13 protein-coding genes are annotated in these 21795 nt (G+C 67.7%); 9 read left to right on the top strand and 4 right to left on the bottom strand.

The annotated features are described in order from the left end of the window. The first annotated feature begins 65 nt into the window (after positions 1 to 65). Both BN11_RS10870 and BN11_RS10865 read left to right on the top strand, forming a co-directional pair. Entirely contained in the window at positions 66 to 740 is a 675-nt protein-coding gene (locus tag BN11_RS10870) for a hypothetical protein (protein WP_235435439.1), read from the top strand. Positions 741 to 772: 32 nt separating this feature from the next. Continuing rightward, positions 773 to 1807, top strand: a complete 1035-nt coding sequence (locus BN11_RS10865; RefSeq protein WP_048697539.1) for an O-antigen ligase family protein — start codon at positions 773 to 775, stop codon at positions 1805 to 1807. Here the strand turns inward: BN11_RS10865 and BN11_RS10860 are convergent. Continuing rightward, positions 1754 to 2731 (bottom strand): GNAT family N-acetyltransferase, encoded by a 978-nt coding sequence (locus BN11_RS10860; RefSeq protein ID WP_048697537.1) that lies wholly within the window; start codon positions 2729 to 2731, stop codon positions 1754 to 1756. The genes BN11_RS10865 and BN11_RS10860 overlap by 54 nt on opposite strands. A 72-nt stretch (positions 2732 to 2803) precedes the next feature. On the opposite strand from BN11_RS10860, the gene BN11_RS25170 reads away from it, so the two are divergent. From BN11_RS25170 to BN11_RS10825, 6 genes are all read left to right on the top strand, one after another. Beyond that, positions 2804 to 5041 (top strand): glycosyltransferase, encoded by a 2238-nt coding sequence (locus tag BN11_RS25170; RefSeq protein WP_235435438.1) that lies wholly within the window; start codon positions 2804 to 2806, stop codon positions 5039 to 5041. Then, positions 5038 to 6804 (top strand): ABC transporter ATP-binding protein, encoded by a 1767-nt coding sequence (locus BN11_RS10845; RefSeq protein WP_048697536.1) that lies wholly within the window; start codon positions 5038 to 5040, stop codon positions 6802 to 6804. Before BN11_RS25170 ends, BN11_RS10845 begins: the two co-directional genes overlap by 4 nt. A 17-nt stretch (positions 6805 to 6821) precedes the next feature. After that, positions 6822 to 8804, top strand: a complete 1983-nt coding sequence (locus tag BN11_RS10840) for a glycosyltransferase (protein ID WP_162213212.1) — start codon at positions 6822 to 6824, stop codon at positions 8802 to 8804. After that, positions 8801 to 11005: a glycosyltransferase gene (locus BN11_RS10835; RefSeq protein WP_048697532.1), complete on the top strand. Its 2205-nt coding sequence runs from the start codon at positions 8801 to 8803 to the stop codon at positions 11003 to 11005. The genes BN11_RS10840 and BN11_RS10835 overlap by 4 nt, the downstream gene beginning before the upstream one ends. After that, complete coding sequence (gene wecB / locus BN11_RS10830) at positions 11002 to 12111, top strand: non-hydrolyzing UDP-N-acetylglucosamine 2-epimerase (protein ID WP_048697530.1); 1110 nt, start codon at positions 11002 to 11004, stop codon at positions 12109 to 12111. The genes BN11_RS10835 and wecB overlap by 4 nt, the downstream gene beginning before the upstream one ends. Before the next feature lie 77 nt (positions 12112 to 12188). Continuing rightward, on the top strand, positions 12189 to 12989 hold the full coding sequence (locus BN11_RS10825; RefSeq protein WP_048697528.1) for a class I SAM-dependent methyltransferase: 801 nt from the start codon (positions 12189 to 12191) through the stop codon (positions 12987 to 12989). On the opposite strand, the gene BN11_RS10820 is transcribed toward BN11_RS10825, so the two are convergent. The 3 genes from BN11_RS10820 to BN11_RS24690 all read right to left on the bottom strand — a co-directional run bounded on the left by BN11_RS10820 (position 12982) and on the right by BN11_RS24690 (position 20433). After that, positions 12982 to 14298, bottom strand: a complete 1317-nt coding sequence (locus tag BN11_RS10820) for a polysaccharide pyruvyl transferase family protein (RefSeq protein ID WP_157044084.1) — start codon at positions 14296 to 14298, stop codon at positions 12982 to 12984. The genes BN11_RS10825 and BN11_RS10820 overlap by 8 nt on opposite strands. A gap of 280 nt (positions 14299 to 14578) precedes the next feature. Then, positions 14579 to 19831, bottom strand: coding sequence for a multicopper oxidase domain-containing protein (locus BN11_RS10815; RefSeq protein WP_053084071.1), 5253 nt, complete (start codon positions 19829 to 19831; stop codon positions 14579 to 14581). Then, positions 19762 to 20433: a hypothetical protein gene (locus BN11_RS24690; RefSeq protein ID WP_053084070.1), complete on the bottom strand. Its 672-nt coding sequence runs from the start codon at positions 20431 to 20433 to the stop codon at positions 19762 to 19764. The genes BN11_RS10815 and BN11_RS24690 overlap by 70 nt, the downstream gene beginning before the upstream one ends. Positions 20434 to 20668: 235 nt before the next feature. Here BN11_RS24690 and BN11_RS10810 point away from each other — a divergent pair, with 235 nt between their 5' ends. After that, complete coding sequence (locus tag BN11_RS10810) at positions 20669 to 21445, top strand: hypothetical protein (protein WP_048697524.1); 777 nt, start codon at positions 20669 to 20671, stop codon at positions 21443 to 21445. Positions 21446 to 21795 lie beyond the last annotated feature (350 nt).

The following is a 21795-nucleotide window of genomic DNA, read 5'->3' as shown; positions in this document are numbered from 1 at the left end:
GGACTGCGCAATCGCTGAATAGTCGGGGGACGCCGCAGGTGGCGGGCCTCGGGAGGGTGTTACAGATGCACGAGCAAAGCGGTCACACCGAGCACGCCTTCACGCCGTCGCGGCGAGCGACACTGGCAACCGGCAGCGCTGCAGTCGTCGCCTGGTCGACCCCGCTCGTTGTTAGCACCGAGGCGAACGCGGCGATCACCTGCACACCCAAGTGTGCGCCCGCGAGCCCCCGGACGCCCCTGTTTACCCTGGTGCGTTACTGCCCCACCAACGGACAAAAGTGGCTCTACATCTATGGGCAGGTGCCCCAAGGTGCCACCTGCCCGTGCATCGCCCCCGGCACCGGGGGGAACACGCCCAGTGTTGTCGTCCAAGCGGGGCCGTTCTTCGACACAAATAACAGCGGGGTGTGCACTGGGGGCGCAGCCCTCATCGTGCAAAACTTCCCGAACGGGACCACCGAACCCTCCTCCGGGACGGCCCTGCCTGGCGGGTTCCTGTTGCGCAAGTCCGGTGGCGGTGCCGTCGGCTCCGGTTGCATCTATGGGTGCGTTCGCGTCGCGATCGGGTGCAAGGACCGCACCGGTGACGTCATCTACAGCTATTGCGACATGAAGGTCAACTTCACCTCGACGCCGGCCAATGGTTCCTGCGGCGGCCGGTTGGTGGATCAGCGCGGCAATGCGGTCGTCGTCAGGTGCGGGACCTTGTGTAACACGGTGGGAACGCCTACCTGCTGACCCCCTCGTCCCATCGGACGGCCCTGCCGGCGGTGCGTGAGCCGCGGACCAAGTGGTTCGCGCTCTTTTTGGTCACAGCCGTCCTGGCCTGGGTCGCCTGGGCAGGGGTGGGAGCCGGAGAGGGGCAATCCGGCGTCAACCCGTGGTCGCCCTATGTGCTCGCCCCAACGGCCCTCCTCACCGGTGCCGTCGCGGGGACGCTCCTGTGCCGGTTGTCCGTTCGCGTCCTGATCGGACTCACGGTCGCGGTCACCCTGCTCCTCTTCTTCGGCGCGATGTGGTCCCTGGCTCCCGGCATCGACCCCCTGGGCTATCCGAATGCCAACGCGGCGCTGGCGATCCAGGTCATCGGCATGAGTGGAGCGGTGCTGGCCGAGGCCCCGGTTCGTTTTCGCCCGCTCTTGTATACATGCTCAGGCCTGGCGCTGGCCACGGTTGTCGCCAACTCCTCGCGCGTCGGCTTGGCGGTCGCGGTCCCGACCCTGCTCACCGGGCTGTTGGCGGCGCGGATCCCGCGCCCGAGTGCCTTGCTCCGGTGGACCCTGGCGCTTTTGGCCACCGCGGTCACCGCGGCGGGCTCTTTGGCGGTGCTGACGGTGGTGCGCACGGGTGGCGCCGGCTGGCTGAGGCTGATCATCGCTCGGGATCCGGTGCGGCTGCGCTTGTGGCAGGACGCGCTGAGCCTCTGGGAGGCCTCGCCCCGAACCGGCGCCGGCCCTGGCGCTTTCGCGGCTACCAGCCCGCTGGCCGCCGACCCCGACACCGCCTCCGCGCATTCGCTGCTGTTGCAGGTGGGTGCCGAGACCGGGTGGGTCGGTGTGTGGCTCCTGGCCGCCAGCTTCCTGTTGGGCTTGGCCTGGCTGGTCACGGCGCGCACGGCCGCGGCACTGCCGGCCATCGCCGCATGGGTCGCGCTGGCGGTACACTCACTCGTCGATCACCTCGTCGAGTTCCTGCCCGTCTCGCTGCTCGCCGGTGTTGTGCTGGGCCTCGCCGGGCATTTGCCATACTGTTCAGAAGAGTTCGATGTCGCCCATCGTGAGCCGCCAGGACCTTGGCTCCGGTGAGCCCGTGGCCAGCGGCCGGGTGACCAGCAGCGGGCCTTGCCGAGGGACGGGGACGAACCCGGACGCAGGTCCGGAACGCAGGCTGATGGCGTAATCCGCCCCGGTGACAGCAAGCACGCGCCGGATCGTGGCGAACCCGGATCGCGGCCCGGCGAAGACATCCGCGACCACCGCCTCCAGAGCGCCTCCGCGGCGGCGCAGCCGAAAGACGAGACCGCCGGACGCCGGATCGCCTTCTTCCGCGAACGCCACCCGGTAGTGCAGCGGCTCGAAGCCATAGCGCCACCGCAGGTACTCCGGGGTCCGCTCGGTCCGGGTACCGCCTGCGGCCGTACGACGCAGGAGCACCGCTGCCGTCGCCGCCTGAGCGAACACCTCGCGAGCGGGCACGCCGACGTCCGTGGGTGTGGACCAGATTTCGGCCGCCCCACGCGCGGCGGCGATTCGCGGAAGGCTGCCGGGACGCCCGGGAAGGACCCCGACGGGCAGCCGCCCGGCCGGCTGCCAGCCCATCGACCGATACCCCGGACGGCTCTGGTCGTTCGGGGTGTTGAAGACGAAGCCGTCACCGGCCATCGTCAGATCGGCCACAGCCTGCAGCGTCAGGCGACGGAAGATCCCCTGCCCGCGATAGCCGGCATCCGTGGCCGTGTCGACGGCCCGCACCGCGCGCAGTCGCCGCCCGTCCGCGCCGAGGAAACTCCAGCGCATGAAGGTCCGGAAGCCGACGACCCGCTCGCCGTCGGCCGCTACCCACGCGGGCGATGCGCCGAACGGGCTTTGCTGGTGCTTCCAGTCGAGGTAGGCCTCATAGTGCTGGTCGTGCTTTTTGCCGAGGGCCGTCCGCAGCAGCTCGACGATGGCCGGCAGGTCTTCGGGCCGCGCCGGACGCACGTCGAGCCCATTGCCAGGAACCTCGCTCACGGAGTCAGCCTATGTCGTAGGCTGCCGCCGGGGCGCCCGGATCCACGGTCGCCGGATCGGGAGACGGGACATATGGCGCCTCCGCAGCGGGTGCGGGTTCTGACCCTCATCAAGGGCCTTGGCCCCGGGGGCGCCGAGCAGTTGCTGCTGCTGGCGATGCGCACCGGTGACCATGGGCGTTTCGAGCACCGGATCCGCTATCTGCGCCCCGACAAGACACACCTGGTGACCGAGTTCGAGGAAGTCGGCGTCACGCCCCGCCGCCTCGGCGCCGACAGCACAGCACGGGCGGCCTGGCTGCGTGATCTGCGCACCGAACTTGCCGCCGCCGATGTCGTTCACGTGCACTCCCCCGTGCTGGCCAGCGCGGCCCGCGTGGCCGTGTGGACGCTGCCGAAACGGCAGCGGCCGGCGATCGTCGCCACCGAACATAACGAATGGACCAGCCACCGGCTGCCGACTCGGCTGGCAAACGCCGCCACGGCGTGGACGGACACCGCGTCGTGGGCGGTCAGTGAGCCGGTGCGCGAGACGATCTGGGCGCCCCTGCGGCGGCGATCCCGCGTCCTCGTCCACGGGATCGACACCACCGATTCCCGTTCCGCGCCCAGCACCCGGGAGGCTGCCCGCGCCGAACTCGGCATCGCCCCGGACGAAATCCTGGCGGTGACGGTGGCCAACCTGCGCCGGAACAAGGACTATCCCAACCTGTTGCAGGCCGCCCGGTTCGCCGTCGACGCCGAACCCCGGTTGCGCTTCGCCGCTGTTGGGCAAGGGCCGTTGCTCGAGCAGACGACCGCCCGGCGTGATCAGCTCGCTCTCGGCGACCACTTCCAGCTTCTGGGCTATCGCCGCGATGTGCACCGGATCCTTGCGGCTGCGGACATCTTCGTGCTCGGGTCCGCCCACGAAGGGCTCCCCGTGGCCGTGATGGAGGCCTTCGCCGCCGGTCTCCCGGTCGTGGCCACCCGGGTCGGTGGTGTCCCAGGCCAAGTTCGGGAGGGTCGGGAAGGGCTGCTGGTGTCGCCCGGGGATCCGCAAGCCTTGGCGGACGCCCTGCTGACTGTCGCCGGGGACGGCCACCTTCGGGCAGAGCTGTCGCGGGCGGCGCGGGCGCGAGCCTCGGCATACGACATCCGTATGGCAGTGACCGCTCACGAGGCGGCATACGCGCAGGCGGCCCGAGGCGCGCCCCGGCTGGTGCACTTGACCACGGTCGACATGAGTCTGGCACTGCTGCTCGCCACCGAACTGGTCACGGCGCGTGAGGCCGGTTACGACGTTTTCGGCATCAGCTCGGGCGGGCCGTATGCGCCCCGCATCGAGGCGCTGGGCGTGACGCACGTGCCGCTGCCCAGCCTGACCCGCACCTGGAATCCGCGCGCGGATACGCGGGCCTTCGTCGACCTGGTGCGGATTCTGCGTCGGCTGCGGCCCGAGGTGCTGCATACCCACAATCCCAAGACCGGGGTGATGGGCCGGCTCGCGGGCCGGATCGCTGGCGTTCCGGTCGTGGTCAACACCTGTCACGGGTTGTGGGCGCGACCGGGCGACCCGCTGCTGCGCCGGGCGTTCGTCTACGGTCTCGAAGCGGCGGCGGTGCGATGCTCGGACTACGAACTCTTCCAGAACGCGGAAGACGAGCGGACGATGCGCCGCGTCCTGAAGCCGGGCCGGCACCAGGTGGTCGGCAATGGCATCGACCTGGAGCACTTCCACCCCGATCCGGGTGGTCGGGAGCGTCTGCGCACGGCCTGGGGCGTCGGCCCCGACGAGCTCGTCGTCGGGACGGTCGGCAGGCGGGTCCTGGAAAAAGGGGACACGGAGTTCTCGGCTGCGGCCCGGGCCCTTGGTCACCGGGCGCGCTTCGTCTGGGTTGGGCCCGAGGACGACACCGCCGGCCCCCCGCCCCGGCGGGACCCGGCCGTGCGGTATGCCGGTGAGCACACCGATATGCCCGCCGTCTACTCTGCCTTCGACGTCTTCGTCTTGGCGTCGTACCGAGAGGGTTTTTCCCGGGCGGCGATGGAGGCGGCCGCATGCGGGTGCGCCATGGTCCTGACCGACATCCGGGGTTGCCGGGAGATCGGCACGGACGGTGAACACGTGCTGTTCGTGCCGCCGGTGGACTCCCCGGCGCTGATCCGTGCGCTCACGCGCGTGCTGGACGACCCCGGACTGCGCATTACCCTGGGCGCAGCCGCCCGGGAACGGGCAATGTCCACCTTCGACCAACGCGGGGTTGCAGCGGTGTCCCTTGAGACCTATCGAGCCGTTCTCGTCCGCCGCACCATCCGCCGCCGGCGATGACAACCAAAGCCGCGACCACCGTGACGTCAGCCACGTCCGGCTGGAGCCTGCTGCTGACTTTGGCTCGCCGGCACCGTGTCCGGATGGCCGCCCTGGCCCTGACGGCCTTTGTCGGTGCCATGCTCGAAGCGGCCTTCCTGGTGTTGTTGACCACGACGCTGCTCGCGGTTGCCGGCGGCGAGAACCAGATCACGGCGCCCGGCAGGGTGAGCTTGTCCTTGTGGACCGCACTCACGCTGGCCGCGACCGCAGTCATCCTTCGGTTCGTGCTGGCCGTGCTGGCGGTCCGGCTCGCCGCCACGATGAGTGCCAAGGTGCGCTACGCCCAGCGGATCGAATTAGCGCACGCCTACTTGTATACCGCCTGGGAGGTGCAGCAGGCCGAGCCGTCCGGCCGGCTGCAGGAACTGCTCACCTCCTTCGTCGGGCGCGTGAACATGGCCGTAACGGCTGCCACACAGGCCGTGACCGCCGCACTCAGCCTCGTGGCGTTCCTGGCCGCGAGCCTGGTGATCCAACCCGTGGCCGCGCTCGCCGTGCTCTCCATCCTGGCGCTGCTGGGTGCCATCCTCACTCCCCTGCGGGGCCGGATCCGGGCCCGGGCGGCGACGACCAATAGGGCCGACCTGGCGTTTGCCTCGAATGTCGCCGAGTTCGGCGCGCTCCCCCTGGAGATGCACGTTTTCGGGGTCCAGCGTCCCATCGCCGAGCGGGTCAGCGAGTTGACCAGGACCGCCACCGACAATCAGCGGCGCGTCCAGCTGCTGAGTGGCCTGCTGACACCGACATACACCCTCTTTGTGTATGCCGCCATCCTCGGCGCCGTCATCCTGCTGTCGCGGATCGGCACGGACGACATGGCCGGCGTGGGATCGGTCATGCTCTTGATGTTGCGCTCGATGACCTTCGGGCAACAGATCACGAACGTCTCGGGGATCATTTCGGCCGCAATCCCCTCCGTACAGTTGCTCGACGCCACCGTGGCGAAGTACCGCGCGCAGGCAGCGAACACCGGCCGGGCTCAGCCTCCGGCGCTCACCCCGCTCGTCCTCGACGCCGTCAGCTTTGCCTATGCGCCGGACCGCCAGGCGCTCGATGCCGTGTCGCTGACGGTCACCGCGGGCAGCGCCACGGGCGTGATCGGGCCGTCGGGTGCCGGCAAGTCTTCGCTCGCGCACTTACTCCTCGGTCTTCGGCGGCCGGCCCGCGGTCTGGTCACCGTTGCCGGCGTGGACCTGGCCGACATCGACCGGGCCTGGTGGACCTCCCGGGTCGCTTTCGTGCCTCAGCAGCCGCAACTGTTCACCGGGACTGTGGCGGAAAACATCCGCTTCTTCCGCGAGGGCATCAGCGAGCAGGACCTGCACCGCGCCGCGGCCGCCGCCAACGTTCTCCAGGACATCCAGAGCCTGCCCCAGGGCTTCGACACGCATCTCGGCGAACGCGGCAGCCAGCTCTCCGGCGGCCAGCGACAACGCATCTCCATCGCCCGCGCCTTGGCCGGCTCCCCCGAGCTGGTCGTCCTCGACGAGCCCACCTCGGCGCTGGACCCCGAGAGTGAGGCGTTGATCCGCACCTCGCTCGCTGGCCTGCACGGCGACATCGCGCTGGTGGTCGTCGCGCACCGGATGACCACCCTCGACCTGTGCGACACCCTCGTCGTGATGCACGACGGCAAGATCACTGCGGCAGGCACACGAGCGGAATTGCAGCGGAGCAGCGAGTTCTATCGCCGGGCCCTCGAACTCGCGGGCGTCTCATGAGGCTGGTCAGTGTCGTCGTGCCAATCCATGACGTGGAGGCCGAGTTGCCGCGCTGTGTCGACTCCATACTCGCGCAGACGTATGCGGATCTGCAGGTCATTCTGGTCGACGACGGCTCACCGGACGGCTCGGGCGGGCTCTGCGATGCCTACGCCGCCGCCGATCCTCGCGTGGAGGTCATCCACCAGGACAACGCCGGACTCTCGGGTGCCCGGAACGCCGGCCTGGACAGGGTCCGCGGCTTCTATGTCACCTTCGTTGACGGGGATGACTGGTTGGACCACTCCTTCGTCGAGACCCTGGTGGGTCTCGCCGAGCAGCAGGACACCCAGATCGCCGTGTGCCGCTTCGCGCGGATCACGTCCGACCCGGCCGGGGGGACCCATTCCGGCCCGCCCGAGGTCCGGTGCCTGACCGGTGACCAGGCCCTGACCGAGCACTTCGGCGACCTGCACACCCTGTGGACCATCACGCCCGCCAAGCTTTATCGCACGAGCCTGTGGGAGGGGATGCAATTCCCCGATGGTCGCATCCACGAGGACGAGTTCACGACCTTCCGTGTTCTCCATCGCGCCAGCCGCGTCACCGTAACGTCGGCAGTTCTCTACAATTATCTCCAGCGGCCGGGAAGTCTCACCGGCGGTCCGGCCACCGTGATCTCCCGGCGGCATTCGGCGGACGCGGCAGCCGCCCAACTCGACTACGTCCGCGGCTGTCGCCCGGACCTGGTTGGGCCGGCCGCTGGCCGGCTGGTCCGCAAGCAACTGGCCCTGCACCGCGCCCTCGTCGCGGCGGCGGACCCGAACGCTGAGGGCGTGCTGCACGAGTTGCGCGCCACCGCTGACCTGCTGAAGCGGCACCCGAGTCACGCCGCGGTCGCCGTCGCCGCGCAGGCGTACGCGCGCTTCCCGGCCCCGGTCGCCACGGCGATGAAGGCGTATGCGGCCGCGCAGCCGCGGGCGCGCGCCCGCGCCATACGGTCTCGGAAGACTCGCCAGCGGCGCCTGCGGGTGCTCGTCAGTTCGGGCTGGCTGGGTGGGGCAGGCGGGGCGGAACGAGCGCTGCACTCGGTTCTCGCCGCGCTGGCCGACGACGACGTGGACGTGGTCGTGCGGAGACGCCTTGACGGTCCGCTGGCGGTGGTGCCCGACCGTGTCCGCGTCCACGACTATGCCGACTGGCGCTGGTGGGCGGCCGGATATGACATCGGCGCCAAGGGCTGGCTGATCCAACGTGTGCTGAACCCGGTCAGGTCGCGGCTGCTGGGCAGGCGCTACGACGTGCTCCTTCGCTCTTTGAGCGGTCCGGCATTGGAGTCGGCGGCACGATCGCGGGTCAGCTTGATCGTCCCCTCCGGAGAACGCCTCACCCCCGACGTCGCCGGCCGCTATTCGTTCGTCGCCATGCAGGCCCCCGACAATATCCACCTGGCGGCCGGCGCACGAACCGTCCTGCTGCCCCCGCCGCTGCTGCCCCTGCCGACCGCCCGGCGGCCCCGCCAAGCCCTGCCGTCGGCATATCTGTTGACGGTCTTCAATCCCTACGGGGCGGTCAAGGGCCTCGACGATCTGCTGACGGTCGTCGATGCAGCACCGCTGCCGATCGTCTGGTGTCACAGCCAGCGGACCCTCGACTTCGACCTTCCTGGCAGCCTCGTCGGTCACGCTAACCTGCTCCATGTTGATGATCCCGAGCCAGGCGAACTGCGCCACCTGTACGAGAATTGCGCGGCATATGTCTCCTTCTCTCGCAGTGAGGGCTTCGGTTGGTCGATCGCCGATGCCTTGCGCTATGCCCCTGCGGTCGTGGCGCGGAATATCGGTGTGCTCACCTACGAGGAGTCCCGCGAGTGCCCCGTCAAGATCGTCGACGGTTTCGATGAGGTGGATTGGGCGTGGATCGGCGCTCAGGCGCGCCCGGACTCACCACGCGAACTGTCATGGCTCTCGCCGGGTGCCTTTCGCCGCCGGCTCGCTGACCTGACCGGGGCCGCGCCGTGAGAACCGGGCCGGCCCATCCGGCGCAGCGCGTCAGCGTGATCGTGCCGGTCTACAACGTCCAGGCGTATGTCGCGGACTGCCTTGCCAGCATCACCGCCCAGACCCATCGAGAACTCGAGATCATCGTCGTCGACGACGGGTCCACCGACGGCAGCGGCGAAGTGTGCGACCGACTGGCGGCGCGCGACCCCCGGATCACCGTTGTGCACCAGGCGAATCGAGGCCTGTCCGGCGCGCGGAACACCGGCCTGGACCATGCCACCGGAGATTTCCTGGCCCTGGTCGACGGCGACGACATCCTTGCTCCCGAATTCGTCGCGGAACTCCTCGCCGACTGCCTAGAGTTCGATGCCGATCTCGTGGTCACCGGCTTAACGCCGTTCGAGCGGTCGGCGCCGGTCTTCCAGGTCGATTCGGCACGGGAAGTCCTCGGCACCCCTGAGGAAATCGAACGGCTCGTTACCGGCACCCCGACCCGGTGGGAGGGGCCGACCAAGCTCTACAGCTCGACGCTCTTCGACGGTCTGCGCTTCCGCGAGGGCACCCTCTATGAGGATCTCGAACTCTGCCCGCGGGTTCTGCCCCGGATTCGCCGGGCCGTCGTCCGGGCCGACCGGCTCTACGGCTATCGCCAGCGCTCCGGAAGCATCATGGACCGGACTCGGGCCGGCCTCTCCCCCGATCTGATCGAGGTCCTGGAGCGCAATATCGCGTTCACGAACCAGCACTTTCCGCCCGATGCCGCGCGCCGGCTCCGCCGGTCCTTTCTCGTGCACGCCGCCCGGTCCCTCGAATACCTCGCCCCTGGTGACGCGTGGACCGCCAGTCGCGGCTTCCGCCGGGCTCACCGTCTGTTCATCAGCAGGCATGCGAGGTCAATCGCGTCGGACTGCGGCCTCTCACCCGCGTACCGAGGACTGATGCTGCTCTCGGGCTTGTCCACCAACGGGTTCCGGCGAGCTTTCGCCGTGGCCCGGTGGTCGAAGGCCAATCTGCCCGTCACGCTCAGCCGGGTGTCATCGCCTGCTGCGCGCGACACGACCGTGCGGGAAGGGTCCACCGCCCTGACATCCGGGACACGCCCGTCGTCACCGCCACGCGCGGTCTCGTTCGTGTATCGAGGGCAGTTGGATATCGAGCGTTCCCGCATCGCGTTCCTCCTCGCCGCCGCATGCCGGGCGTTCGAGAGCGTGGATGTCGTGCACCTCTCCCCCGGTCTGGGCTCGGACAGCGAGGCACTTCGCACCTTCACCTCCGGCTTCCCGGGTGTACGTTCCGTGACCACGCTTCCCGCCGGACCCCGCGGTGCACTCGACACGCGCCGGCGCTTGTCGCGGCTGCTGGTCCCCGACGCTCGCCAGGTCATCGGCGTCGGGTTCAGCGCTGGACCGTTCATTCCGGGCCGGCTGGCCGTCTGGTGCATCAACGGGATCCCGGAGGAGCGCCTCCTCACCAACGACAGCCGCGGCCACCGCTTGGCCGTGCAGGCGGCGTGGAAGATGGCCGGCCGGGTCCGGGCCGGGTCAGTGGTCGTCGTGTCCCAACCGATGGCCCGCCTCGCGGCGGGCCGACTGCGACCCGCCGACACCCTCGTCATACCCAACACCGTCGACACGGACGAATTCCGAGTTGAGGCCGCGGCAGCCCCAGAATTCCTGACCTATCAGGGCGGCGGTGCGCCCTGGCAGGGCCTCGAACGTTTGGCCCAGGTGTGGAGCGCCCTGCACCGCCAGGAGCCGCACGTGCGGTTCCGAGTCATCAGCCGGGACCCGCGCACTCAAGTGCTTGCCGACGGGCTGCCAGACGAAGCCATCGAGTTCGTCTCCGCCGACGATCCGCGCGAGGTCGGCGCGTGGCTCACCCAGGCGCGACTGGGATTCCTCTACCGTGCGCCGAATCTCGTCAACGAGGTGTCTTGGCCGATGAAGTTCGGTGAGTATCTGGCAGCCGGCGTGCCGGTGGTCCTCAGCCGGTGCGGCTGGGATCTAGAAGGTGTCGTCCGGCGCCATGAATGCGGGATGATCGTCCGCTGGGAGGACCCGCCGGAGCGGACCGCCGATCTGATCGCCGGCTACCTGCACCGGCTGGGGGACGACCGGCCAACGGGGTTGGTAAGCGCCGTTGCGGAACTCAAGCATGACGCGTGGCTGGACAAGCTCGCGTCCCGGTTGCAGCGAGCCGTGGAAGGGCGGGCGGTATGAGGCAACCACGGATCGCCGTGGTGGTGGGCACCCGGCCCGAGATCATCAAGATGGCCGAGATCGTGCAGCTGCTCGGACCTCGCGCCATGCTCGTGCACAGCGGGCAGCATTGGGACGATGCCATGTCTGGCGCGTTCCTGCGCGGCCTCGGGCTCCCGGCGCCGGTCGCCAGTCTCGCGGTCGGCGGACAGACCCGGGCCATGCAGATCGCCGAGACGATCCGCGGTCTGGAGTCCCTCTTCGATCGCGAGCGGCCAGCAGCAGTCGTGGTCCAAGGCGACACCAACACCGTGGTCGGCGGCGCGATCACCGCGAATGCGTTGGAGATCCCCCTGGTGCACGTCGAAGCCGGCCTGCGCAGCTTCGACAGGCGCATGCCTGAGGAGCACAACCGGGTCGTCACCGACCACCTGGCCGACCTGTGCCTGGCGCCGACCACGAACAGCCGCGACAACCTGCTGGCGGAAGGCATCCCCGCCGACCGCATCTCGGTCACCGGCAACACTATCGTCGGTGCCGTAGCCGCCGTGCTGCGCGCCACGCTCGAGACCACGTACGCGCGCATCGAGGAACTCGGCCTGACACCCGATGATTTCGTGGTAGCCACCATCCACCGACCCGAGAACACCGACGATCCGCGGCGCCTGACCACCCTCCTGGACAACCTCGCTGCTATTGCGGAACGCACGCGGGTCCTGCTGCCCCTGCACCCACGCACCCGCGGCCGAATCGCGTCCTTCGGCCTCGACGCCAAGCTGGCCCCACTGACTCTGCTGGATCCCCTCCCGTATGACGAGTTCGTCGGGCTCTGCGCCCAGGCGGCGTTCACTATCTCCGACTCCGGCGGCATTCAAGAGGAGGCGTCCGTGTGGCGCCGACCGGTGATAGTCGTGCGTCGTTCGACGGAACGGCCCGAAGTCATCGGCACCTTCGCCCACCTCTGCGAACCTGGGCACGGCCTGGTGCGGGAGGCACTCGCGCTGTATGCCGCTAAGGAGTTCACCATCGCGCAACTGGCGCAGCTTCCATCACCGTATGGCGACGAGCACGCCGCGCAGCGGTGCCTCGACGCCCTCGACCAGCTTGTGGAGAATCGATGCGTTTGACCAACCCCCGTGCGGCCGACTTCAGCGCGGCGAGCCGGAAAGCACTCGAGTATCCCAGCGGGACTCGATGGTCAGCGGTGACTTCCGACCCGAATGATCCGATCGCCCTCGCGCTGCGCGCTCGGACCCTGGCGGCTGCCTTCCGTCCCCCCGTCAGTGATCGCCTCGGCTACGTCGAGGACCGGTGCCGAGGACGCAAGGTTCTCGATATCGGCGCCGTGGCCCACGACAGCGAGAGAATGGACAGCCCGAGTTGGTTGCATGGCCGGATTGCCGCGGTCGCCGCGTCCTGCCTCGCCGTGGACATCTTGCCCGCAGGAGTGGCAGCGATGCAGAAGCGCGGCTTCGAGGCCGTCACCCACGATCTGAGCGCTGGCCCGGGGCCGCTGCGTGAGCGAGGCCCTTTCGACGTCATCGTTGCCGGGGAACTCATCGAACATGTCACGGACCTCGGAATGCTCTTTCGGACCGCTACCGATTTGCTCTCCCCGGCTGGGGAGATGCTGATCACCACGCCGAATCCCTTCGCACCCAAGCGGATGTGGGCCGGACGGCGCGGAATGGTGTGGGAGAACGCGGACCACATCCTCTTGGCCTTCCCGGCCGGGATGGCCGAACTCGCCGAACGGCATGACCTCCTGCTGGCCGAGGCGTTCACTGTCGTGCCCGCCAGGCCGCCCGTGACCGCGCGCAGCGTGGCCAAGCGAGTCCTCCGGTCTGCACGCGGCACCGCCTGGCGGACAACGGGTTTCACGACGTCTGGGGCGCGCGTGGCCACGCGGATTCAGTCGGGCCTGACCCGGCCGCCATCCCGCCGAGACTGGTTTCGCGGCGAGACGTTCATCTACGTGATCCGGCGCCCCGACGCACTTAGTTGACCGGTCCGTGGCGCCGAAGTCGGCTGGCAGTTGCAGTCCTCCTTCGGCTCACGGCCTGCCCCAGAGTACTGGCTCTCGTCTGCGGGCTTCGAAGACCATCAGGCTGGGTGGGCCAACCGACACCGATCGGGCGCGCCACCGGCACGCCGCTTTCGGCCATCGCGGCGTGGAACGCTTTAAGCCGATCAACGTAGGTTTCCTTAAAGGATGCCACCGCCGACTCCGACAGCGATGATCGGACAAGGCTGCGCAGGTCCTGCTTCCTTGCACTCTCGATCGGCACGAAGGGAATCCCGAAAAAGGTGCACAACTCGGCAACACGCACGTCGACGCCGAGGACGAGAGCAGGAACCCCCGCTTGCATCGCGGCTACCGCGCCATGGAACCGATCTCCCACATACATATCGTGTTGCGTGGCGAACATCCGCCACGCGTCCACGTCCTGGAAGTAGCGATACCCAGCGAACGGCGCCCGGCGTCGGTGAATTCGTGCAAGGGCGGCGCTGATGACCCGCGCATCAAGTTCACCGGTGGCGTCGTTGTAGATATCGTCACCGTCATCGACTCCTGGCAGACGGAATAACTCGTCTTGCATGACGTAGGAAGCCTGCCAACCGGCGAACAGCCTGAAGAGGGCGCGACTGCGGCGTGACCGCTGGTGGATATGCCCTGCGGTGATCGCCCGGCCGGGCATGGTTGCCTTCGGGGCGGTGATCCCAAGAAGGTTGCTTGGATACACGTAGAGGCTGGGGCAGCCCAACGGCTTCGCTCGTGTAAGCCCAGCCGCTGCAAGCCATGCTGCAGTCTGATCTCCCCGAACCCCGAAAACTTTCGAGCGCTCATCAAAAATTCTGAACAAGCGCTCCGTGCCGGGGTCGAGGCCTGACAACTCGGCCGGGATCGCTTCTTGTAAGCCGAGTCCGAAGACGAGGAAATCCGTCCTGAGTCCTTCGACGATCTCGGCAAGATCGCCCAGGCGCGATCCGGGGCGTACGTGATTCGCCATGGGAAAGACGACGAGGTCGAAATGCTCCTCGACGAATGCCGCAATCTTCCCCGGCGACCAACCGAGTTCCCGAAACCGGAGTATTTCGAGGTATGACGACGTCGCTTGAAGGCGATCCCCGCCCAGGATACGCCCGAGAGACTCCGAAATGATCATGTTGCCGGCGTTACCGGCCAGCGTGTGATTCGCGCGCAGGGACCGCAGGCGGGTGTCGTTGGACCGCGGGAAGCCCTGGCTGAAGGGTAAGGCCCCGCGGGCGGGAAACCATGAGGTCGCGACTGATCGTGCGATGGCGATTCGCAATAGCTCTCCTAGCGGGTCGTCAGGCAGGCCACCGAATGTCGGTCACCCGCATTGAGCATATGACGGCAACGCACCGGCGCCGGCCACAGCTTCGCGCGGGGTATGCCGGCAAGCACCTGTCGGTCGCCCGTCCCCGCGAGGCCTGCCCCTTCAAGACAGTCGAGCTGTGCTAGTCGACGGGAAGTGCGCAGATCGGCGCTTGAACCGACGCGAGATTTGGAGTCTCCGTGGAGACTGGCCTGGACACCCCGCTACCGCGCGGTATGTGACCTTGCCGCGATCAGGGCAGAGGCACGAGAACCCAGACAGACCAGGCGCCGCCACCGAATCCATTAATCCCGCGCACTCGCACGTAGTACGGCCGCTTAGACAGATTGGTCCTAGTGTAGGACGTTTGGTTGGCAGCGACACTAACGGTCGTGGCGGTGGTCGTGCCGTCTACTCCGATTGCGACCTGATATCCAGTCTCGTTGGACAGGTCGTTCCAGGACACCTTGAGCGTCTCGGTGGTGTCGGTCGCAGTGGCCGAACCCGTCACCGTCGGTGCGAGCGGAACGTCTGCGATGACCATCACCACATTTGAAGATGCCGAGCCGCTCGGTGTCGTCCGGACCGCTACGACGCGGTAGTAGTACGTCGTGCCTTGGACGATATTCCTGTCGTCCACGGAGACCGAAGTTCCCGTGCCCCCGACTGCGGTCTTGGTGAGGACGGTCGTGAAGGTGGCGCCGCCGTCGCTGGAACGTTGGATGTCATACCGCGATTCGTAGGCCGTGGTGTCGGTCCACGTCAACCGCGCCCGAGCCGGGCCGGAGACGATGGAGAAACGCAGGTCGTTCGGGGCCTTCAGCACCGAGATCGGGCCCGCCGTGGCCGACCAGGCGGTGTCTGCGCCACTGATGGCGCCCACCCGGTAGGCGTAGTTGCCGCCGTCAGCGACGCTCGTGTCGTCATACGACGTGCTGTTGGCGGGCAGCGCCCCGCCCACGTCGGACCAGGTGATCCCACCGTCGGTGGACCGCTGGACCTGGTATCCGGTCTCGTTCACCGCAGCGTCCACCCAGGTGACGTTGACCACCGGCCCCGAGGTGACCGTGAGATTGACGCCAGTCGGAGCGAGCACGACGATCAGCGACGCCGAGGCTGACCAGGAGGTGCCATAGGCACCCACGGCACCCACCTGATAGAGGTAGGTGGAACCGCGCGTGAGGCCGGTGTCGGTGTAGCTGGTGGCGGTCGCCGCCAGAGTCGTCACCGTCGTCCACGTGGTCCCGCCGTCACTGGACCGGCGCACCACCAGGGAGCTCGCCTTCGTCGAGGCGTTCGTCCACGACAACGCGGCGGAGGCATCTGCTGCGCCGGTGACGGTCAGGTCGGACGGAGCCGGTATGAAGCTGATCCCGGCGACGTTGGAGGTGTCCCAGTCACTGCCCTTGACCGCGTCGACCCGATACTGCAGGTCGTTGTCGTTGGGCGCGGACGTGTCGGTGTAGGACACCTGCGAACCCGAACCGGACACCGCGGCAACGGTTCCCGCGGTGGTCCACGTCGTGCCGTCAGTCGACCGCTTCACGACATACGAGTCCTCGACGGTCGAGCTGTCGGTCCAGGTGAGCTTGACCGACGAACCCGACGACGCGGCGGCGAGGTCGTCCGGCGCCTTGACCAGCGTGATGCTGGCCGACTCGGAATTCGTGCTACCGATGGCGTTGGTCGCCGTCACGCGGTAGGTGTAGGTCACTCCGCGGGTGACGACATCGGCCGCCGAGGTCGTGTCCGGCGCGAGCGTCGTGCCCACGGGCGTCCACGTCGCCCCGCCGTCGGTCGAACGCGACACGGTGAAGCCGGTCTCGTCGGTCGAGTTGTCCGTCCAACTCAGGTCGACGCCGAGCCGGCCGACCGACGACAGGTCCTGCGCCACCGTCAGACCCGAAGGGGCGTCCGGCGGAGTCGCCATGACATCGGAAACGCTCTTGACCGTCAGGGACGGGAACTCGCCTCCGTAGCCGACCTCGTTGAGCGCGACGACGCGGTACTTGTATGCCTTGTCCAGCTGCGCCGTCGGGTCGACGACCGTCCGGGTACCATGCGTGTTCGGCTGGTCGAGCGGTGAGGGGTCGACGACCACATCGGCCCACGTCACGCCATCCGAGCTGCGTTGCACGACGAATGATGTCTCGGTGATCGAGTTGTCGTTCCAACTGATCCTGACCTGGTTGGTCGCATTGTCGTTGGTCCGCATCACCCCGTCGGGCTTGATCGGCGGCACCGCGAGGCTCTGCGGCCGCATCATGTCCATCTCCTCGTGGGACAGGATGTGGCAGTGCCAGACGTACTCCCAGCCGAAGTTGACGAGCTGGTTGAGCACCGCCGCAGTCGGGTCACCGTTCATATCCGTCGGGTTGAACATCGCCGTCGACCCGGTGGGCATCATCGGGTTGAGGTTGCGGATCGAATTGGGCACCTCGAAGGGGGTCTTCGGAATGATCGGCCGCAACGCCACGATGGTGTCCATCAGCGGCGACATCCGCACCGTGTCCTTCCACCCGAGCTCGTTGGCGTCGGGCCAGATGACCTGGTTGTCCCACGCCACCCGGTTGAGCACCTGCACGTCGTAGAGGTGGAAGTGGATGGGGTGGGTATCGACCCCGTTATGGGTGATCCGCCAGATCTGGGTGCCGTCGTCCATTGTGGCGATCGGCGTGATCTTGTCGGTGCCGTATTGCAGCTTGGTGCCGTCGATCAGCTCGGTCGGTGGATTGACATAGGGATAGAGCGTCGCGTTGATATTGCCAGGCTGCGGTGAGGAGTTCTCCACGCCGAGGTTGGCGGTCATCCGACCGTATTCGTCGAAGTTGGTCGCATTCATCTCGTCGTGGATCGCCTTGTGCTGCATCCCCATCGTGTTGCGCGACGTGCGGTTCTTCAGGGTGTTGAAGGTGTGCGAGGCGAGGTCGTTGATGCGGACAGCACCGTCGCACTTGGTCGCGCTCACGTTGCTGTTGCAGTCGCCGCTCGTGGCGAACGAGGTGCCATACGCGGAGTTGTAGCCCGCCGGGGTGTTCCCCGCCGTCGACGAACCCGCGAGGGCGTCGGACTTGTTGGCGGTGCCGGCCTGGCCGACGATGATCGGGTTCTGACTGGACTCGAAGACGCCGGTGCCGGAGACGTTGTGCTTGAACGCGGTCTTCAGCTTGGTGAGGTTGAAGGCTGTCGCTGGCGTCGCCGCGGCGATCTTGACCTGCATCACCGTGCGGGTGTTCGGGCCGTATCCGGGGACCACTCCCGGGGCACCGTTCGGCGACAGGTCCGGTGATCCCGTGTAGTAGTCGTAAGACGGCACCCGGGCCGGGTAGGCCGCCGGAGAGTCGTTGTACAGGATGAGCGTCTTGCCGGCGTACTTGCTGAAGTCGACGATCACATCCGCCCGCTCAGCCGGCGCGACGACCAGGCTGTGCTGGTCGACGTTGCCGAACTGGAAGAGCGTCTGGTCGTTGTTCCAGGTGATCGGCTGCTGTCCATCGATCACCACGGGCGCGGGCAGGAAGCCACCCTCGTTGGCGATCTGGATCCAGTCGGGTCCGTTGGTCGACGAATCCCGCACCGGCGTCGGGAAGACGCTCGGATTGGTCTGCGCCGCAGCGAGTTCATCGGGGTTGAGCTTCACCTCACCGAGCGTGCCGCCCGGCCCCTTCTGGTCGGGGTCGGCGACATACCACTGGAAGTTCCAGAACCGGTCGTTGGCGGCGTTGAGCATCCGGAAGCGGTAGCTCTTCGGCTGCAGGGTCACCGTCGGGTAGGCGACGCCGTTGACGACGGGCGTGTCGTTGAACTGCTCCATACCCGCCGAGATGTTCGGGGTGCCCGGGATCTTCTTCGGTTCGCAGAACGGGTCGGTCTTGTATTGCCAGGTGGACGGCACGTCCAGGTCGCAGGCTGGGTCGTAGTACGGGTTGTCGATCGGGCCGTAGGTGGTGCCCGAGGCCGGTGGATAGAACCATGGCCCGTACATCCAGCGCCCGTAGGCGCTGAAGCCCGAGGGGTCCCCGGGGTTCTGGGCCGGCATGTAGACGTGGTGGTACCAGAAGCTGCCGGCGCCGCCCCAGCGGTTCTTGTCCCACGTCGGGTCCTGACCGTATGACGTGACCTTGCCGCTGCCGTCCTTCACGTCATACAGCTGGTCGTCGCCGGGCACGAAGGTCCGGTCCTGGACGATGAGCGGGATCGTCGACGCGGAGTTCGGAATGGTACCGGTACTGACCAGCTTCTTCTCCGCGTCGTCGGTGATGGTGTAGCCCGCCGCCTCGCCGGCGTAGACGTTGAGCCGGGTGATGCCCCACGCGTGGTCGTGGTAGAACATCAACCGCGCGCTCTGCTGGTTGCTGTAGAAGAACGTCATACAGCCGTCGTCGGCGGCGGTGCACTCGGACATGTCCGGAACATTCGCCACGCTGACGCCCTGCGGCCAGGGGGTGTTCTCACCGGCAGGGGTGATCCACTGGTGGGGCGTCCCGTCACTGATCCACGGCGTGATCCCGCCGTGCAGGTGCAAGGTGGCGCGGTTGTCCTTGAAGCACATCGAGTCCTTCATGTCGGTGCAGGACGGGTTGCGCACGTCGTCCATGACCGTGCCGTTGCTGCTGGGCTCGGACATGTTCATCGGCCCCATGCCGCTGCCCATCATCGAGGAGTCGACAGGCAGGAAGAGGTCGCCGTCGGCGCCTTTGGGCAGGTAGTTGTGGAAGATGACCCGGACCGGCTTGTTCTTGGTGGCCTGGAGGAACGGGCCGAGCCACTGCGGGCTGGTGACGCCGTAGACATTGTTGCCGTGGGTGTCCTTAACGGCGACCTTGGTGCCGTCGAGCAGCTCGTTGAAGAGCTGGACGTGCTGGCTGCCCGGGACGTTGCCCGTGTCGACCTGCACATAGCCGCGCACGAGGGTGGCCGGGATGTCGGAGTTGAACTTCGTCCGGTACTGCACGAGCGCGATGACGTATTGCTCCGCGTCGACCGAGTCGTAGGTCTTGAGCGTCGGGACGCCGACCGGGATGTATTTCGCGCTGTCCGTCGTGGGGCAGCCACCGTTGGCAGGGTCGCACGGCAGCGGCAGCTGGTTCTGGAACTTCCTGATGCCGCCGGTGTAGTAGCCCGCGCCGGGGGCGTCGACGACAATCTGGTTGAGGGCGCCGACCTGGGTCGCGACGGTGGCCTGGGCGCCCGAGCCGCCGCCGACCGGGTCGGTGACGGTCACGGTGGGGGCCGAGTCGTAGCCGGTGCCCGGGTCGGTGGTGACGATAGCGTCGAGGGCGAGGCTGGTCGCAGCCTGGGCGTTTTGGCCGGTCATCGGGTCCTGCCACCCGACCGGGTCGTTCAGGGTGCCGTTGCGGACGGCGATGTCGGGTGCCGAGTAGTAGCCCGAGCCGGGGTCGTCGATCGTGACCTTGGTGATCTTGCCGTCGGAGGTCATGTCCGACGGCTCGACGTGACCCTTGGCCTGCTGGCCATCCGGAGCGTCGGGCAGGCCGAATTCCATGTCGGGTCGGTGTATCCGAGGCCTTGGTCGGACAGCACGACGGAATCGACGCGCCCGCTCGCCTGTGCGGCACCGCCGCTGCCGTCCCCTCCGGTGACGGCCACGTCGAAGGTGGTGTAACCTGCGCCCGGGTCGGTGACGGTGAACGTCGTCAAGCCACCCGAGGTGGTCACGCTCGCGTGCGCCGTCGCATCGGGGTTTCCGCCCGTGATGGTGACCGTCGGCGGGCTGGTGTATCCCGAACCGTGGTTGGTCAGTTCCACCGAGAGCACGCTGCCGTCGACGGGGCTGAGGGTGGCGGTCGCCTCGGCGCCCGTGCCCCCGCCGCCGTCGATGGTGACCGTGGCGTTGTTCTTCACCAGCGGCGACAGCGCCCAGTTGGGCCACGGCCCGAAGTAGTGGGGGACCTTCGTCGAATCGGTCGGCGATGCCGGCCGCGCCGCGTCCCCACCGGATGAGGCAGCGACACGTGCTCCGTGCAGGTGAGCCCCCGCGGGCACCGCCTGCTCGGCACCCAAGGCGCCGGCGGCGCTCCCTCCGAAGATCGCCAGGGTCACCGCGACCGCTGCCGCAGAGAGCTTGCCGGTCCAACCTCGTGCCATTCCAGCCATGGCGGTTTCTGCCTGTCCTTCAAACCCGTTAGCCGGGTGCGTGCTGTCTCCCCCCGATCGACCGGAGACGGCCAGCAGTCTGCTATAGAAGGATTTGACACACAAGGTTCCTTTTTTTTGGGGACACGCCAGACGCAGCCGGATCGAAATCCAGTACAATTTGCCCGCGACGTTAGGCGACGCGTGACCTGTGGTTCCAGGTCCGCACGTGCGGCAAAATCAGCGTGTGATTCTCACCGACGATTTCGTCTTCCTGCACCCGCCGAAGACGGGCGGTACGTTCGTCGCGGCCATGCTCGTCCGCCTCTATCCGGGCTACGGGCGGCAGGCGCTCGGCCTGTTGCGACGCGAGCGGCCATTGGGACGCCCTGCTCGCGAAGGCGGCCACAAACACGGGCCACGCTGTGCGATCCCGGCCAGTCACGCGCACCTGCCGGTCCTCGCCACGGTACGCAGTCCCTTCGAGACCTATGTCTCCGCCTATGAGTTCCGGGAGTGGGCCCACGGGCGGAAGAACCCGGAGTTCAGCCGCTGGGACTGGGATCGCGTCGAGCGGGATTTCCCGCATTTCCCGGACCTGTCTTTCGCCGACTACATCCGCGTGTTCGCGGCTGTCGCCTACCGCACGGACACGCCTGATCGTCCCGAGATCGGCTGGAACACCGTCAGGTACGCCAACCAGTTCACGATTGCCCCGTCACCGACCGTCACGTCGCGCACCCAGGACATCGTGACGGCACTGGTCGAGCGAACCCAGGACGTCCGCTTCATTCACACCGAGAATCTGAATCGTGACGTGTACGACGCCCTGGGTAGGGTCGGGGTGCCCGAAGCGCGCCGGCGATTCATCCTGGACGCCGCGAAGGTGCTGCCCACCAAGGGCGGGCGCACACCCGAGCAGACGTGGCGTTCGTACTACGACGATTCGACCTTCGACGCCGTCCGCCGTATGGACGCGGCGATGCTCGAACGTTTTCCCGAGTACTCGCGACTCTCGCTCTGAGGACACAGACGCGCGCCCTTTCGCATTCCGACCGGGCGTCGAGGACGATCGTCGCTACCTCGGCAAGATGCGGAGCGACGCGTGCCGGGGCTTTGAAGTGGGCATGACATGATCGCTCAACGCGGCCACGGAGCCGCGCCCCGATCGAGAGAGCACCATGTCCCACAACCGGATTGTCACCGCAGTCCTCGTAACGATGGCAGCGGCGGGGTGTTCGGCGGGTTCGGTTGCGACACATGGGGCTACCGGCACTGCGGCGAGCGCTGCGACCCGCGCCGGCAGAGTCGGGTCCGCGACGGGCAGCGCCGATTCTCCGGTGGCCTCCGGTTCCGCTCACGCCACCGCCGCCC

This window comes from Nostocoides australiense Ben110, from assembly GCF_001050535.1.
In the GTDB taxonomy this organism is placed as follows: domain Bacteria; phylum Actinomycetota; class Actinomycetes; order Actinomycetales; family Dermatophilaceae; genus Nostocoides_A; species Nostocoides_A australiense.
The sequence above is the reverse complement of the archived record's forward strand: the minus strand, read 5'-3'. Positions and strand labels throughout refer to the sequence as shown.